General features: G+C 57.1%; 11 protein-coding genes. 4 read left to right on the top strand and 7 right to left on the bottom strand.

Annotated features, from left to right (window positions below):
• Positions 1–245: 245 nt before the first annotated feature.
• The 6 genes from IE102_RS04945 to IE102_RS04920 all read right to left on the bottom strand — a co-directional run bounded on the left by IE102_RS04945 (position 246) and on the right by IE102_RS04920 (position 7,504).
• A complete protein-coding gene (locus tag IE102_RS04945) occupies positions 246–1,337 on the bottom strand; it encodes an alpha-hydroxy acid oxidase (RefSeq protein ID WP_189485263.1) in 1,092 nt (363 codons plus the stop codon).
• Positions 1,334–2,014 carry a Fe2+-dependent dioxygenase gene (locus tag IE102_RS04940; RefSeq protein ID WP_189485261.1) on the bottom strand — a complete coding sequence of 227 codons (681 nt, stop codon included), beginning with the start codon at positions 2,012–2,014 and terminating at the stop codon, positions 1,334–1,336. The genes IE102_RS04945 and IE102_RS04940 overlap by 4 nt, the downstream gene beginning before the upstream one ends.
• A 96-nt stretch (positions 2,015–2,110) precedes the next feature.
• Positions 2,111–4,426, bottom strand: coding sequence for a catecholate siderophore receptor Fiu (locus IE102_RS04935; protein ID WP_189485259.1), 2,316 nt, complete (start codon positions 4,424–4,426; stop codon positions 2,111–2,113).
• Between the two features lie 258 nt (positions 4,427–4,684).
• Complete coding sequence (locus IE102_RS04930; RefSeq protein WP_189485253.1) at positions 4,685–5,575, bottom strand: DUF4198 domain-containing protein; 891 nt, start codon at positions 5,573–5,575, stop codon at positions 4,685–4,687.
• Between the two features lie 23 nt (positions 5,576–5,598).
• Positions 5,599–6,342 (bottom strand): energy transducer TonB, encoded by a 744-nt coding sequence (locus IE102_RS04925; protein WP_189485251.1) that lies wholly within the window; start codon positions 6,340–6,342, stop codon positions 5,599–5,601.
• A gap of 139 nt (positions 6,343–6,481) precedes the next feature.
• Positions 6,482–7,504, bottom strand: coding sequence for a LacI family DNA-binding transcriptional regulator (locus IE102_RS04920; RefSeq protein ID WP_189485250.1), 1,023 nt, complete (start codon positions 7,502–7,504; stop codon positions 6,482–6,484).
• Positions 7,505–7,943: 439 nt separating this feature from the next.
• Between IE102_RS04920 and IE102_RS04915 the strand changes: the two genes are divergently transcribed.
• The 4 genes from IE102_RS04915 to IE102_RS04900 all read left to right on the top strand — a co-directional run bounded on the left by IE102_RS04915 (position 7,944) and on the right by IE102_RS04900 (position 15,482).
• Positions 7,944–11,066, top strand: a complete 3,123-nt coding sequence (locus tag IE102_RS04915; protein ID WP_189485249.1) for a TonB-dependent receptor — start codon at positions 7,944–7,946, stop codon at positions 11,064–11,066.
• Positions 11,067–11,281: 215 nt separating this feature from the next.
• Positions 11,282–12,817, top strand: a complete 1,536-nt coding sequence (locus IE102_RS04910) for a tryptophan halogenase family protein (RefSeq protein ID WP_189485247.1) — start codon at positions 11,282–11,284, stop codon at positions 12,815–12,817.
• Positions 12,810–14,348, top strand: coding sequence for a tryptophan halogenase family protein (locus IE102_RS04905; RefSeq protein ID WP_189485245.1), 1,539 nt, complete (start codon positions 12,810–12,812; stop codon positions 14,346–14,348). Before IE102_RS04910 ends, IE102_RS04905 begins: the two co-directional genes overlap by 8 nt.
• Positions 14,349–14,639: 291 nt before the next feature.
• Positions 14,640–15,482, top strand: a complete 843-nt coding sequence (locus tag IE102_RS04900; protein WP_189486005.1) for an alpha/beta fold hydrolase — start codon at positions 14,640–14,642, stop codon at positions 15,480–15,482.
• Positions 15,483–15,574: 92 nt separating this feature from the next.
• On the opposite strand, the gene IE102_RS04895 is transcribed toward IE102_RS04900, so the two are convergent.
• Positions 15,575–16,033 carry an Lrp/AsnC family transcriptional regulator gene (locus tag IE102_RS04895; RefSeq protein WP_189486004.1) on the bottom strand — a complete coding sequence of 153 codons (459 nt, stop codon included), beginning with the start codon at positions 16,031–16,033 and terminating at the stop codon, positions 15,575–15,577.
• Positions 16,034–16,134 lie beyond the last annotated feature (101 nt).

The following is a 16,134-nucleotide window of genomic DNA, read 5'->3' as shown; positions in this document are numbered from 1 at the left end:
CAATCAATATAAGTTTATTGATAAAAATAATTTTAAGATTAATTTAATATAAAAGAAACCCGTCAGGTGTGTGCGTCCTGACGGGTGCCTTATAGTGTGGCCAGTTTGGGCGCAAGCCTTGGCCTATAGAGGGAGTCGATAGGTAAAAGGTTCGCCGGACATAACCACCCTAAGACCGATTTTCACATCTGGCAACAAAATCCACATTGATTTTCATGGCTGTTATTTTAAGGCCACAGTTATGATCATGCCGTAATTAAATGCGTTCGTGAGATATCCTTTAAGGTTGCGCAGCCACTTAAGGCCATGACCACTTCCAGTTCTTCGTGCAGGGTACGGATGGCATGGGCCACGCCCAGCGCACCCGCCGTCGCCAGAGCGTGCATCACCGGACGGCCAATCATCACCGCAGACGCCCCCAGCGCCAGTGCCTTGAAAATATCGCTGCCGCGCCGGATACCGCCATCGATCAGCACCGGCCCGCGCCCTTGGGCGGCGTAGACTATGGCGGGCAAAACATCAATTGTTGCAGGTAGGCCGTCAAGAATCCGCCCACCATGATTGGATATAACCACACCCGCCGCCCCGACCTCAAAGGCCCGCACTGCATCCGTGGGCGTCAGTATACCCTTAAGCATCACCGGCAGGTAAGTTTGCCCGGTCAGCCATTCCATGTCGGCCCAGGTCGGCGCCTGCGCCATCAGGCCATCAAACACTACGCTCTGACCGGCAGAAAGCGGCGGCAAGGTTACGGGCGGCGACGTGACATTGACCGCTCTCACCCTATCCGGCAGCGTAAATCCGGCCCGTTGCTCACGATTGCGCAGACCCGCCAGCGGGGCATCGACCGTGACCATCAGCCCGGCAAACCCAAGGGCTTCGGCGCGGCGCACCATCTCAAGCACCGCGCCCCGATCCGGTTGCAGATAGAGTTGCAGCCACAGCGGGCCGGTGGCCTTGGCCGCAATCTCCTCAAACGACACCGACGCCAGCGAGCTTATGACCATGCCCGCCCCGACCGCGCCAGCCCCCATAGCGGTCGCCGCCTCCCCGTCCGGATGGAACAGTTTATGATAGGCCATCGGTGCCACACATATCGGATGCGGCAAGGCCTGCCCCAGCAACTCAAGCCGGGTATGGCCGCCCGCCACATCGCCCAGCACATGACCAGCCAGTTTGATGCGCTGATAGGCCTGCGCATTATCAGTCACGGTCAGTTCATCACCCGCCCCGCTCATCAGATAGACCCAGGCATTGTCATCCAGCCGCGCGCGGGCATAGCGCTCATAGTCGCTGAGGCTAACGATATCGCGGGGAATGGCGGTGAGAATAGTCACAGGTCAGCCCATTGCCGCAGCAGATTATGATAATGCGCCGTCAGGGTCACCACTTCGGCACTGTCGCCGAGGGTCTGGCGCAGTTTCAGAATGGTCATATCCAGATCGAATAACATCTGACGGCGGGTATCGTCCCTGACCATGCTCTGCACCCACAAAAACGACGCCAGCCGCACGCCTCGCGTTACTGGTTCGACCCGGTGCAGGGAGGTTGATGGATAGAGTATGGCATCACCGGACTTAAGTTTCACCTCATGAGCGCCGTAAGTATCCTCAACAATCAGTTCACCGCCATCATAGTCTTCGGGATCGTTCAAAAACACCGTGCAGGATACATCGGTGCGCACGCTGATCTGTTTGAGCGGATCGAAATGGATGGCACTGTCGACATGATTGCCGTAATGCCCGCCGCCTTCGTAGGCATTAAAGCGCGGTGTCAGAATAATGTGCGGCAGGGCGGCTGAGATAAACAGCGGATGGGCTTTGAGCGCCTTGGTGACCATATCGGCCAGAATCTGAGACTGGGGCGCATCGGCGGGCAGTTGGCGATTATGCTTGACCTGCACGGCTTGCGGCCCGGCGGTGGCCGCTCCATCATGCCACGATGCTGTGTTCAGGCCTGCGCGGATAGACTCAAGCTGATCACGGGTCAGAATTTCAGGGATATGCAGCATCATAGCGGTCGCCTCCTGATACCGTTTTACAGCTTTTCTTAATAAAAACAGCCCCCGTCATGACAACGGGGGCCGTTCTTTTTGTCGCACCAAGCCTGATTAGAACTTGTAGCTCAGGCTTAAGGTTGCCGCCCGTGGTTGCCCCATGGTCAGGCGTGCACCGGAGTTATTAAGCGTGGAGATATAGTCTTCGTCGAAGAGGTTATAGACATTCAGACGCAGAGCCACATCGCGGTTGAAATCATAGGCTGCCATGGCATCCACCACCCAATAGGACGGGATTTCAGGTACGTTTGAGGTTGAGACATTGGCCGTCGGATCGACCACACGCTTTTGGTCAGACGTGTAGCGCGCGCCGCCACCAATGGTCAGCTTCGGTAGCACCTTATAGGTCGTCCACACGGTGCCGGTCAGGTCCGGAGACCAACGAGCCGCCGCGCCATTGGCGTTGTTACCCGTCGAGCCTTCGGTGATCTCTGTGTCCATGGTCGCAAGGCCGCCCATGATGCTCCACTTGTCGTTGATCTTACCGACCACGCTCAGTTCCACGCCTTCGACAATACGCTTACCGAACTGGACTACGCGCACCGCAGAAGACGGATCAGAATCAATCGCGATTTCATTTTCATGTTCCGTGCGGTAGTAGGCAGCCGTCAGCGACAGATGCTCATTCAGCAAATCCCACTTCGTACCGACTTCGTAGTTCAGAGTTTCCTGCGGGTCCATGTTGGGATTCGCCGTAGAAGTAGCGCTTTCACTCAGGGTAAAGTTTGCACCACCCGGAGGCGTCACCGAATTGGCAATCGACGCGTAGATCGAACCGTTCGGCAGAGGCTTATAGACCGCGCCGACATTCCAGCTAAATACCGTATCATCGGCCTCGACATTGACAACCTGCTTCGTAGTTGGGGCGGTCGTCGGAACAGAAACAACATTGGTTTCGGTCGAATAGGTGTCCGAACGGAAACCAGCATTGAGCAGCCACTGATCGTTCAGCTTAATCGTATCAAAGGCATACAGCGAAAGGGTAGTCGTCTTGCCTTCCGTAAAAGCACCGGTGGCCAAAAGGCCCGGCAGAACGTCATTGGCGTTCGGATTATAGAGGTTAGCCGCAGGCACCGCAGGCGCCGTTGCCCCTACCAGTGCCGTGGCCAGAGTCTTAGTCTTCTGACGCTCATACATGACTTCGGCACCTGCCGACAGGTCATGCTCAAGTCCGCCTGTGGTGAATGACGTGACGATGCTGATCTGATTGGCCAGGATTTCATTTTCCTGATCCACACCCTGACGCGAACGGCTCAAAGTCCAGGTTGCAGGGTCAATATTATATACCGCCGGAGTGGAACCAACAGCCGCTATACCCGGCGTGATAGCATTGATACCCGTCAGCACACGATCCATCGAGGTTTTGCCGTAACGTGCCGTATTGGTAACGAAAGTGTTTTCGTTCAGGTCATGCTCAAACTTAATCGTTAGCATATTGGCTTCGGTTTTTTCGAAATCATTGACCGAGCCATAGAAGTTTTCACGATCAACCTTGGCGCCAGCGCGTACAGCCGCAACAATTTCTGCCGAAGGCGGATTAGTCGTCGGCGGGCTGTAATAATACCCTTCCAGACCGATGCTGGGGATGCCGCCATCAGGGACATTGTCCTGCTTCACATGTTGGGCAAAGGCATAAAGGCGGGTGCGGGTGCCCAAACCGAAGGCCAGAGACGGCGCAAAACCGTAACCGGAATTATTAACCTCATCACGCCCTGGAACATCATTGTCCTGAGAGAAAGCGTTCAGACGGAAGGCAACGGTGTCACCCAGCTTGTGGTTGACATCAACCGCAGCACGCAGGCCGCCTTCGCTCGTAAGGTTGGCCTGAAGCGAAGATGCCTCCTGAAGGGTCGGTAGTTTGGACACCAGATTGATGTAGCCCGAAGACGAACCCCGGCCACCATCCGAACCGGACGGGCCCTTAGCCACTTCGATCTGTTCGATGTTAAAGGTATCGCGGGTCACGGCACCCAGATCGCGAATGCCATCGAGGAACAGCGAAGACTGTGCCGAAAAGCCGCGCATCTGGAACGTATCACCTGATGACGTATTACCGTTTTCACCCAGTTGCATGGTGATGCCCGGCGTATTGCGCAGGGCTTCCATCAGGGTCGTGGCGCCCTGCTCCTGAATGATGTTCTTAGTGATGACCGTCACAGTCTTAGGCGTATCGACCAAGGCTTGCGTATATTTAGGCGAGGTCAGTTCGGCCTTATACTTATCAACCGTGGCTGTGACCGTGACTTCTTTCAGGGTTTTTTCTTCGGCCGCCTGAGCGTGGGCGATGAGGGGCATTGCCGGAAGGGCTACGGCGGCGACGGTGGCCAGATAGCGATTGACGCTGTGTTTACGGCTGCGGATTTTGGTCATGGGTTTTGGTTTTCCGTACTTGTGAATATCGAGAGACTATCAGCCGCATCCCGCAGTTAATAATCATTCGCAAGCCCGATTAAACCTAACCCCGCTATTTGCAAGTGCAAAATGACCGGTTTTTGACTTTCATTATCAACTTGTAAAAAATGTGGCAAAAAACCAACACATTTCACAGCCGACACAAATGCACGCGTAAAGAAAAGGGCCACTCATCGCGAAATGAGCAGCCCTTTACCGTTCAATTTACCGCCTTAACTACTGCGGCATGACCTCAAGCGTGACCGAATAGGACATGCGCAGCGGAGCCATCGGACCACGCGGCGCCCCCATGCCACCACCTTGGCCACCCGCCGCCGGACCACCGGCGGGCGCGTCATCATCGTCGGCTTCCGGACGCGGTGGATAGCTGGTGTTGACCCAATAGGCCCCGGCCAGTTCCCACTTGATCGAAAACTCACCGTTGGCATCGGTTTTCAGAACCTGATCCTTAAGCGCGCCGCGATAGCGCACCCCGCCGGGAACGATCTTGATCGACAGGCCTGACGTCGGCTTGCCGTCAACCAGCACGCGGAACTTGGCGGTCTCCCCCAGCACCAGATCGGTTGTCGGTTGCAGCGGCAGGATCTCAAGGCCCTTACCGATTGCCTTGATGTCGGTCGGTGCACCTGATGTCACAAAGGTCTCAACCCGGCCAAAGTTGCGCGATACGGTCAGCCCTTCGGCATTTGCCGGGACTTCCTTGGCAAAGGTCTCTTCGGTGCCGCGGAAGTTGACGTCCTGGCCGTCCTTTTTGTAGCGGGCCATGACCGAATTATTGACCGACGCGATGCGGTAAGTGCCGGGCTTAAGCAGCTTAACATCAAAGGTCGAGCGCAGCTTGCCCGTTGAGACGTTCTCCGCCTCAACCGCCGCCCCATCCGGGCCGGTGATTTGCAGGCCGGTCAGGCGCATGGCGTTATGGTCAGGATAGAACAGGCCATTGGAAGACGCCGCATCAACCGTCACATAGGTCGGGCGTTGCGGGTTGGTGGAGTTTTCTACTTGAGTGGCCGATGGCAGCAGCCATTGACTGTGGGCAACTGCGCTAACTGGACCGAGTGCGGCCAGAAGCGCCAGCGAACTGATAAGACCTTTGGTGAATTTCATGTCGTTAAGGTTCCCGATGAAGACTAAGATTTCAGATTAAAGCGAATGGGTACATTGACCCACGATTCGACGACCTGCCCGTTGCGACGAGCGGGGGTAAATTTCCAGGTTTTGACGGCCTGTCTGGCGGCACCATCCAGACGCATAGAACCGCTGGAGGTCTTAACCTGCACCTCACCGACGCCACCGTCGGCGCGCACCATAAGCCGAAGCCAGACAACGCCCTGTTCGCGCATCTGCACGGATTTGGGCGGATAGGGCGGGGCCGGATTACGCGACAAGGCCTGATCGACATCGACCTCAACAAATCGCTCTGCGGCGGGCGCCGGTACTGGTGATGGCTGGGCAACCACCGGAGCGGCGGCAACGGTTTTAGGCGATTCAACCGCGGCCATGACCAGAGGAGCGACATCTGAGACCACAGGCACGTCAACCGTGCGGGTCTTGATGGGCGACATCGCAACCGGCTGAGGCACGGGCGGTGTCGGTGACGGCTTAGGCTTATCGGGCTCGATCTGCGGCAGGTACATCTCGACCAGCATCGCTTCATCAAGGGAGGCCTGAGCGGGTGGTGCTACAAAGCGCATAGTCACAAAATAAAGGCCGATACCGGCATGAACGGCGATGGATAAAGCGACGGCAATGGCCAATGGCGACACGCGCGCGGCCTTAACCGCAGAAGGCTTAAGGGCGCGTCCCGTTTCAGGTTTAGTATCTGGCCTAGTCTTTGGCCCAATATTTGGCGCGAACGCCGCCTGCACACCCATGCCCACTACCCGCAATGATATCCGGCAGGCTGGGTAGCACCTATGCAAATAATTCGCAAGTGCATGGGTGGTAAAATTAACGTCTTCTTACCGTTTTTACCCCGTCAAAACGTCCCTGCATCATCAGACTTTCGGCCCATCAGCCTTTTAAAACGGGCCCGCTCGATTCACGGACGACCAGTTCATGCGGCGTCAGATATGTGCTGACGAAACCCGACTGCGTGCTTTGCTGATCCCAGGTATCGACCAGATGCACCACCTTGCGGGCCATCTCAAAGTACGGCTGGGCGATCGTCGTCAGTTGCGGCCAGACAGCAGAGGCAATCGGCGCATCATCAAAACCGACCACCGACAGGTCACCGGGTATGCTGAGGCCCCGGCGATGCGCGACCATAGCGACCGCCGCTGCCGTTTCATCATTGGCCGCAAAAATCGCGGTCGGCGGCTCCGGTAAGGACAGCAGCGTCTCCGCCGCCTCGATGCCCTTTTTGAACATGAAGTCACCGCTGGCGAACAGCTCTGGCTTTGGGCGCGGCAGGCCCCTGGCGTCATAGGCCTCGATGACACCAGAGCGCCGCAAAATCGTGGCCGAGTGATCAGGATGGCCGGTGATATGGCCGATGCGTGTATGGCCCAGAGAAAACAGATATTCGATGATCTGACGCGCCGCCGCCCGGTCATCCATGACCACCGACGGAAAGTGCGGATCATGGACCGAGGGCGCAATCAGCACAGCCCGCGCGCCGCGCTCACGCAGCAAATCCTTAAGCGGCGTGAAATCACACAAGGTGGGCAGCAAGATCAGATCGCGCACCCGCCCTTCGGTCAGAAAGCGATCCACTCGCGCCTGCCAGTCCGGCATGACGCCTTCGAACAGCTCGACCGTCATATATTTGCCCGCTTCCATGCAGGCGGTCAGCAGGGCCTGATGGAAACGGCTCTGGTAACCTGAGGCCGGATCTTCCAGCAGCAGGCCGATCGAGGAAAACCCACCCAGCCGCAACTGCCGCGCCGAGGCATTGGGGCTGTAATCCAGCGTCTTCATGGCCGCCAGAACCTGCTCACGGGTCGCCGTCTTTACGCGATCCGGCTCATTCAGAACCCGCGACACGGTCTTGGCGGACACCCCGGCCAGTTTTGAGACATCATATATGGTGGTCATGGTCGGTCAATTTACGGCATGGGCTTGAGGTTTTGGATTTTAAGGCAGATTCGCCCGTTCCAACATTGTTTATGATGCAGTGAAGCCACACATTTTGGTCAATGTCCAGCCATTTGGTCCCGCATTATGACATCGATGACATTTGTTATTGACAAAAATGAGGCATTTTGTGAAATCAACAACACTTCATGACGAAAACCATCCGTCGGAAGGTCAAAAAGCACGCCAAAAGTGCTATGACAGGGAAGACATTTTATGAATTATTCAATTTATTCAATACAAATCCCACTTCCTGCGAAAATGTCCGCAAGACATGATAACGTTACCATAAAAAGACAAAAACTTAGCGGGCAAGACAAAAAAGGGTTCGTAAGGTCAGGTTTCAAACACATGCAGTCAGTTTAAACCGCGTTCGAGAACAACTTACAGGGACGAAACTATGACACTCCAAACACGAAACCACCGCCCATATGGGCGAACCTTAAGCCGCAAGCTCAGTCTGGCGCTGGGGGCGGGCGTATCCGTGGCCGCACTCTCCTTAGCGCTATCCACCGCCGCCACCGCACAGGACACGACCGCTGCCGACAGTGATATCGAAACCGTGGTTGTGACCGGCGTGCGCGCCTCGCAACTGAAATCGGTCGGCATCAAGCGCAAAGAAGTCGCCATGGTCGATGCGATTTTATCCGAAGATATCGGCAAGCTGCCCGACACCACCATCGCCGATTCGGTTCAGCGTATTCCGGGCGTGCAGATCCGCCGTGACGCGGGCGAAGGCTCGACCGTCGATATCCGCGGCCTGTCGCAGGTCATCACCCTGATGAACGGGGAGCAATATCTGTCGGCCGGTAACCTTGGCTCGGCCCAGCCGAACCTGCTGGATGTGCCGTCGCAACTGATGAACTCAGTTGTCGTCTATAAATCGACCGAACCGACCAATGCCCTGTCGGGGATTTCCGGTACTATCGACCTGCAAACGCGGCGTCCGTTCCAGTTTGGGCAAGGCCTGACTCTGGCCGGGGCGATTGAGGGCCAGCGCGGCGAAATGAGCGAAGGCGATGACTATGTCGCCAACGTGCTGGGGTCATGGCGCAATGACAATATCGGTTTCATGGCGTCGATCGCGCAATCGAATGTCAATCTGGCTAACAACTTCTCCGGCGTGGTCGGCCTGTCCGGCAACAACGACTGGGGCGGCTCGGCCCCGCAGAACTTTGTGTCGCCGCACGGTTTCGAAAGCTTCAGCCGCACCAATGAGCGCAAGCGTCTGGGCGCCAGTCTGGCGTTCGAGGCCCGCTTTGGCGAAGGCTATACCTTTGTAGCCGAAGGCTTTTACGCCAAGCTTGAAGACTATAACCGCGCCATCGGTATCAATATCTCAAACCGCTGGGACGGTGCCGCCTTTGGGGTCTGGGCCCAGCCGGATGTCTCTGCCGACAGCGGCCAAACCGGCTCCAATGGCCGTCCGTGGCTGACGGTCGATGAATACGACGTCAACGCTCACTGGGTGAACTCGTTCACCGTCAACCGCACCAATACGTCTGAGTCCTATAACTATAATCTGGAACTCAAATACGATAATGGCGGCAAGTTCACCTACGAAGCCCGCCTGATTTCGGCTGACGCCAACCGCCTGAGCATGAACGGTCAGGTTCAGGGCGACCTGTCGAATTGGCAGTACGCACCGGGCCGGTTCAACCTGTTCCGCAATGCCGACGACCGCACACGCGGCACCTTCTATCCGAAGGAAATCTGCGACACCTTTGATGCCTCGCGCCGCTCGAACAGCATTACCGGCAATCAGGGCGGCTGCTATATCAATCCGAACCCGCAGGGTTACGGCGAGAACCCGCAGCTTCACTATGACATCTCAGGCGAAAGCCCGGTCTGGTCAGGCTTTGACACCCCGATCACCGGTGGCTTAGGCGCGGGCAAGACCATGACCGATTACATGGCCAACCTCGGCTCCTACGCGGTCGGTGCGTTCTCGTCCGAAGGCAATAACGAAGCTGAATCGACACTTCAGGTTGCGCGTTTTGACGCACACTACACCTTCGACGAAAAGGCCTTTGGCCTGTTCACCAAGGTTGACGGCGGCATCCGCTCCTCCAAGCGCGACGTCTCGATCACCCAGTTCCACCTGTTCTCCGACTTCTATGCCGGCAAGCAGGATCAGAACGGTGTCGTCCAGAGCGCTGGCTGTGCAGCCCAGTGGAAAGCCATCGACGTAGTCATGGACAATCCGCGCTGCGCCCGCGGCGAAATGGTGCCTTCGGCCACCAACCCCAGCGTCATGGTGTTCCAGCCCTATACGGTCAACCGCCCGACCCGCCTTGATCAGTACAATAACCCGATCTTCGTGACCGATCTGGGTGGCATCACGTCGGGGATTCCCGGCTTCTGGGCCGCTGATCCGCGTGACTTTGACGATGCGGCGGCGTTCATGAAGCGCGTCTTCGGTGGCGCTAACCGCGTCATTGTGCCGGGTCAGTCCTACGATGTCGACCTGACCGAAAACTCCGCCTATCTGGCCGGTGATTTCGAAGTCGGTGAAAAGATCCGCGGTAATGTCGGCGTGCGCGTCATCAATACCAAGATCGATGTCCGCCAGAATGTCACCGATCCAACCCAGTATCCTTATGGTGACACCAACGAAGACATCGGTGATGTCTACGATCAAAACCGCTACACGGATGTTTTGCCGTCGTTCAACATGATCTATGACTATTCTGACAAGCTGCGTTTCCGCTTTGCCGCGGCCAAGACCATGCAGCCGCTTGACCTTGGTTCCTACGGCGGCGGTCTGAAGATCAACACCGCCGACAGCGGCTCCGGTGGCCGGATCGTGACCAGCGCCGAACGTAGCGGCAACCCAGGCCTCAACCCCTGGCGCGCCAAGAACTTCGATGCCGCAGCCGAATACTATCTCGGCCGCGCCTCGATGGTGAACGTGGCCCTGTTCTATATCGACATCGAAAGCTTCGTCACCGGCGGCTCAACCACCGGACGTTTCCCGAACCCGGATGGTTCACCGGAATATGACGTGCCGGTTTCGCTCAACATTCAGGGCGACGGAGGTAAGGTACAGGGCGTTGAAATCGGCGGTAAGCTCGCCTTCGATGACTTCCTTGACGGCGGCATTTTGTCGAACTTCGGGGTCGATACCAACTACACCTTCTCGCCCTCGACCGAAAACCGTCGCGGCATTGATGGTGACAAGTTGCCGTTCGTCAACAACTCAGAGCATCAGTACAATCTGGTCGGCTGGTATCAGGACGAAAAGTTCCAGTTCCGCGTCGCCTATAACTACCGCTCGGACCGCGTGCAGGGTCTGGCGACTTTGAGCGGCGACAACATCCCGACCTATCAGGAAGAAAGCTCATATGTCGATGTCAACGCGACCTATGACATCAATCCGAAGCTGTCGCTGTATCTCAACGGCTCCAACATAACCGGCGAGATCGAGAGCTATTACTACAAGTTTGCTGAGGGCAAGACCCAGTTTGCTTATCAGAACGAGTATGAGCCCCGTATCACCCTCGGCGTTCGCGCCAAATGGTAAGGGCCTAAATCCTTTAGGATACGTTCGTTGCGTAGCCTAAGCCTTTGGCGCGACGCCTATGGTGTCGCGCCAATCCTTCCCAACTGAACTGCGAAAGGGAGCCTCCCTCCCTTTTCGCAGCTTTTTGGGCCGCTTTTTAAAGCCACTTTTTCGAGTTGATCCGCGCCTCGGATGCGCCCATCCTCGCCCAAAATATAAACATCAGGAAACGCGTTATGGATAAGGCCATCAGCACCATTGTCATCGCCGGTGCCGGCACGGCGGGCTGGATGACGGCGGCAGCCCTTGCCAAGCATTTCCAGAATACGCCGATAAAAATCCGGCTCGTCGCCGCCTCAGACATCGGCACAATCGGCGTCGGCGAAGCCACCATTCCGACCATCCGCACCTTTACCCAAAGCCTTGGCCTAGATGAGATGGAGATGGTGCGCGCGACCCGCGCCACCATCAAACTGGCCATCGCGTTCAAGGACTGGAACCACAAAGGCACGACCTTTTTTCACCCCTTTGGCGGCTATGGCGAGGACTTCGGTGACGTGGCGTTTTTACAGGTCTTGAGCCGCCTGCGCGCTGAGGGCCACACGCCCAATCTCGATGACTATTGTTTGGGCGCGGCGCTCGCCAAGGCCGGAAAATTCGCCATGCCCGCAGGACAGGCGCCTTTTTACGGCGCGTTCTTTGACTGGGCCTATCATCTGGATGCCGGACTCTACGCCGACTATCTGCGCAGCTTTGCGATGGGTCTGGGGGTTGAGCATATAGACGCCCGTATTGATGCCGTGAATCTTGATCCAGGCACCGGCCATATCCGCTCACTCAGCCTAAATACCGGCACCACAGTCGACGGAGACCTGTTTATCGACTGCACCGGCTTTCAGGCTCTGCTGATCGGTAAGGCACTGGGCGTCGGCTATGAGGACTACGGTCAGTGGCTGTTCTGCGACCGGGCCTATGCCGTCCAGTCGGAAACCACCGGCCCGGCCCCTGCGCCCTATACGCAGGTCACCGCCCGCGACGCCGGCTGGCAGTGGGGCATCCCGTTGCAGCACCGACACGGCAATGGTTATGTCTATGCGTCGAACTTCACCGATGATGATACGGCGCTTGCAACCCTCACCGCCAATGTGCCGGGCAAGATGCTGTTTGAGCCGCGTCAGATCAAATTCCGCCCCGGCAGGCGCGCTCAAGCCTGGGCCAAAAACTGCGTCGCCATCGGCCTGTCGTCAGGATTTCTGGAACCGCTGGAATCGACCTCGATCGCGCTCATTCAAACCGGTATCGAAAAGCTGAAACAGCTATTTCCCAATAAGGGTTTTCACCCTGCGTTGACCGACGAATATAATGATATGTCGCGGCGCGAATTTGAGCGGGTGCGCGATTTTATCATCCTGCACTATTACGCTTCTGATCGTGACGACACCGAATTCTGGCGCGCCTGTAAGACCATCCAACTGCCCGAAACCCTGCGCCATAAGATCGAGCTTTATAAGGCCCGCGGCCACTTCGTGCGCTACCGTTGGGAGATGTTCCACCCGCAAAGCTGGCTGGCCATTTATGACGGGTACGACTGGCACCCGCAGGCCTATGACCCGGCCACTGACGGCCTGAAAGGCGATGACATGATCGAGGCCTGCACACAGATGGCCGACTTCATAAAAACCACCGTCGCCAAGGCCCCGACCCATCAGGACTATCTCGACTACTGCAACCGCATGGCCAATCCCGCAAGAGCGAGTGCGCAACATGACTGATAACGCTTTGAAAAGAATCGTCATTGTCGGTGGCGGCACCGCCGGATGGATGTGCGCGGCGATCCTGTGTCACTACCTGCCCAAAGGCCGGTTCGAGATCGCCCTAGTCGAGTCCGAGCAGATCGGCACCATCGGCGTCGGGGAATCGACCGTGCCGCCAATCCTGGAATTACTGCGCAATCTCGGAATCAACGAGCAGGACTTTATTCAGGCGACGCAAGGCTCGTTTAAGCTTGGCATCCGCTTTGATGACTGGAGGAAAAAGGGCGAGACATACTTCCATCCGTTTGGAAACATCGGCGGCCCGGTCAGGGCCTCGAACGGCACCGCCCTTGATTTCTATCAACTCTGGCTACGCGCCAAACAGGCGGGCCATCAGTCCGGGCTTCAGGACTTTGCCCCGGCCGCGGTTATGGCCCATGCGGGCAAGTTCATGCTACCGCAAAAGGCGCGCAATACGCCCATCGGCTCGGCGGCCATGTCGCTGCATATCGATGCGTCTCTGGCGGCCAAATTCCTGCGCAGCCATGCCGAAGCCAATGGTGTCATCCGTCATGAAGGCATCGTCGGTCAGGTGCATCAGCATGACACCGGCTTTATCCGCAGCGTCGAACTTAAAGACGGGCGTGAGATTGCCGGTGATCTGTTTTTAGACTGCACCGGCTTTCGCGCCCTGCTGATCGGGCAGACGCTGAAGACCGGCTTTATCGACTGGTCCGATGAATTACTGTGCGACCGGGCGGTGGCAGTGCAGACCGAAAACATCAACCCACCCCATCCCTACACCTATGCGCAAGCGCAAAGTTCAGGCTGGCGCTGGCGCATCCCGCTTCAACACCGGGCAGGCAATGGCTATGTCTTTTCATCCCGGCACATTTCTGATGATGACGCGGTCGCCTCCCTGATGTCGCAGGTTGAAGGTGAGGCTGTCACCAAGCCGATGATCATTCCGTTCAAAACCGGGATGCGTTCGGAACTGTGGTCAAAAAACTGTGTTTCGGTCGGGCTGGCGTCCGGCTTTATCGAGCCATTGGAATCGACCGCCATTCACCTGATCTACCGGGCCATGGATTTCCTGCTGCGCTATTTCCCTGAGCGCGACTGCGACCCGACCCTAATCCGCGAATATAACCGGCGTATGGCCACCGACTACACTGAGATCAAGGATTTTGTCGTCCTGCATTATTGCACAACCGAACGCGATGACACCCCATTCTGGCGCGATGTCCGCAAAGCCCCGGTGCCGCAGACCTTACGAGAAAAGCTTGAACTGTTTCGCCTCAATGGCGCCTTACGCGAAGGGGTTGATGAACTGTTCCGCGCCCCGTCGTGGCAATCGGTGATGGAGGGCATGGGCGTGCGGCCGCGCAGCTATTTACCGCAAGCCAATCACATCAGCCACAGCGACCTTGAGGCGACGCTGAGCGCCGTATCGCGACAATTGCCCGCTTTTGTCGACACATTGCCCAGCCACGGCGAGTTCCTGCGCCAACATTGTCCGGCCCGCTTGCCCAAGGTGGCGGTCGCGTAACCTATACGCAGGTATAGGCAAACTCATCCCAAAACCCCGCCCTATCCCCCGTTGCCGCCCGCGACCGGACGCACGGCAGTGGCTATAGTCCCGCACGTAATCACGCCCCGAAGCCATTTCAGCGCGGGTCGTCCGGAGACTTTGATCATGACCGATATTCTGAAATCCTCCCGCCGCACCGTGCTGATGGGCGGCACCGGCCTGATCGCCGCAACCAGCCTCAGTGGGGCCAGCCTAAGCGGTGCCGCCGCGGCCCAATCCTCAACACCTCAACCGTCAGGAACCAAATCCATGTCCACCAGCTACGTCAAGACCAAGGACGGCGTCGAAATATTTTACAAAGACTGGGGCCCAAAGACCGCCCAGCCGATTGTCTTCCACCACGGCTGGCCGCTTTCCGGCGATGACTGGGACGCCCAGATGCTGTTTTTCATGCACAAAGGCTTTCGCGTCATCGCCCATGACCGCCGTGGTCATGGCCGTTCCAACCAGGTCGGAGACGGTCACGACATGGATCATTACGCCGCCGATGTCTCGGCTGTGGTTGAGCACCTTGATCTGAAAAACGCCGTCCATGTCGGCCATTCGACCGGCGGCGGTGAGGCCCTTCACTATGTCGCCAAATATGGCCAGCCCCAGGGCCGCACCGCCAAGCTGGTGCTGATCGGGGCCGTGCCGCCACTCATGGTCAAGACGCCCGCCAATCCCGGTGGTTTGCCAATCGAAGTGTTTGACGGCTTCCGCGCGGCTCTGGCCGGCAATCGCGCCCAGTTCTATCTCGATGTCGCCAGCGGCCCGTTCTATGGCTACAACCGTCCTGGTGCCGCCGCATCTCAGGGCATTATCCAGAACTGGTGGCGGCAGGGTATGATGGGCGGCGCCAAGGCACACTATGACGGGATTAAAGCGTTTTCGGAAACCGATTTCACCGAAGATCTCAAATTCGTCGATGTGCCAACCTTTGTCATGCACGGCGACGACGACCAGATTGTACCGATTGCCGATTCCGCCCTGTTGTCGGCCAAGCTGCTGAAAAAAGGCACGCTTAAGGTCTATGAGAAATTCCCGCACGGCATGTGTACCACCAATGCCGATGTCATTAATGCCGACCTTCTGGCCTTTATTAAGGGCTGAGCCCTTGAGCGCATGCCAAAAAGTGTGAAGCGGTTTTTGGATTCACATGCGCGTAATCTAAAAAATAGCCGTGCAGACAAAGCTCTGCGCGGCTATTTTTTGCGCTGGCTCGCCAGCACATTGCGGATTGAAAAGCTGGAGTGGATGCGCTGCACCCCCGGCAGTTTAGACAGCACGTCATTATGGATGCGTTCAAATTCATGGGCGCTGTCGACATCGACCCGCAGCAGATAATCAGAATCACCCGTCATCAGCAGACATTCGCGAATTTCCGGATGGCGGCGCACCGCGCTTTCAAACCTTGAAAAGGAGGCTTCGGTCTGCTTCTCCAGCGAAATGCGAATGATGACCGCAATGCCGTCCTCGCCCAGACTGTCACCTACCAGCGCCGTATAGCCGCGGATGACGCCCGATTGTTCCAAAATATTGATCCGCCGCAAGCAGGCCGAGGGCGATAACCCCACAGCCTTGGCCAGGGCCGCATTGCTGAGGCGGGCATTTTCCCTCAGATGACGGAGAATATTGCGATCGATCGCATCGAGAGCCTGCATCACGAAAACTCCACATTATTCGCAGATTGTTTCAATATCCCGCTTAATTACGCATTTTCAGCGACAAAACAATCTGACATTCAACGATCATTGCCCTATCC

The sequence above is a fragment of the Asticcacaulis endophyticus genome, assembly GCF_014652575.1.
GTDB lineage: Bacteria > Pseudomonadota > Alphaproteobacteria > Caulobacterales > Caulobacteraceae > Asticcacaulis > Asticcacaulis endophyticus.
Note: the sequence above shows the minus strand (reverse complement) of the source record. Positions and strands in the feature narration are given on the sequence as shown.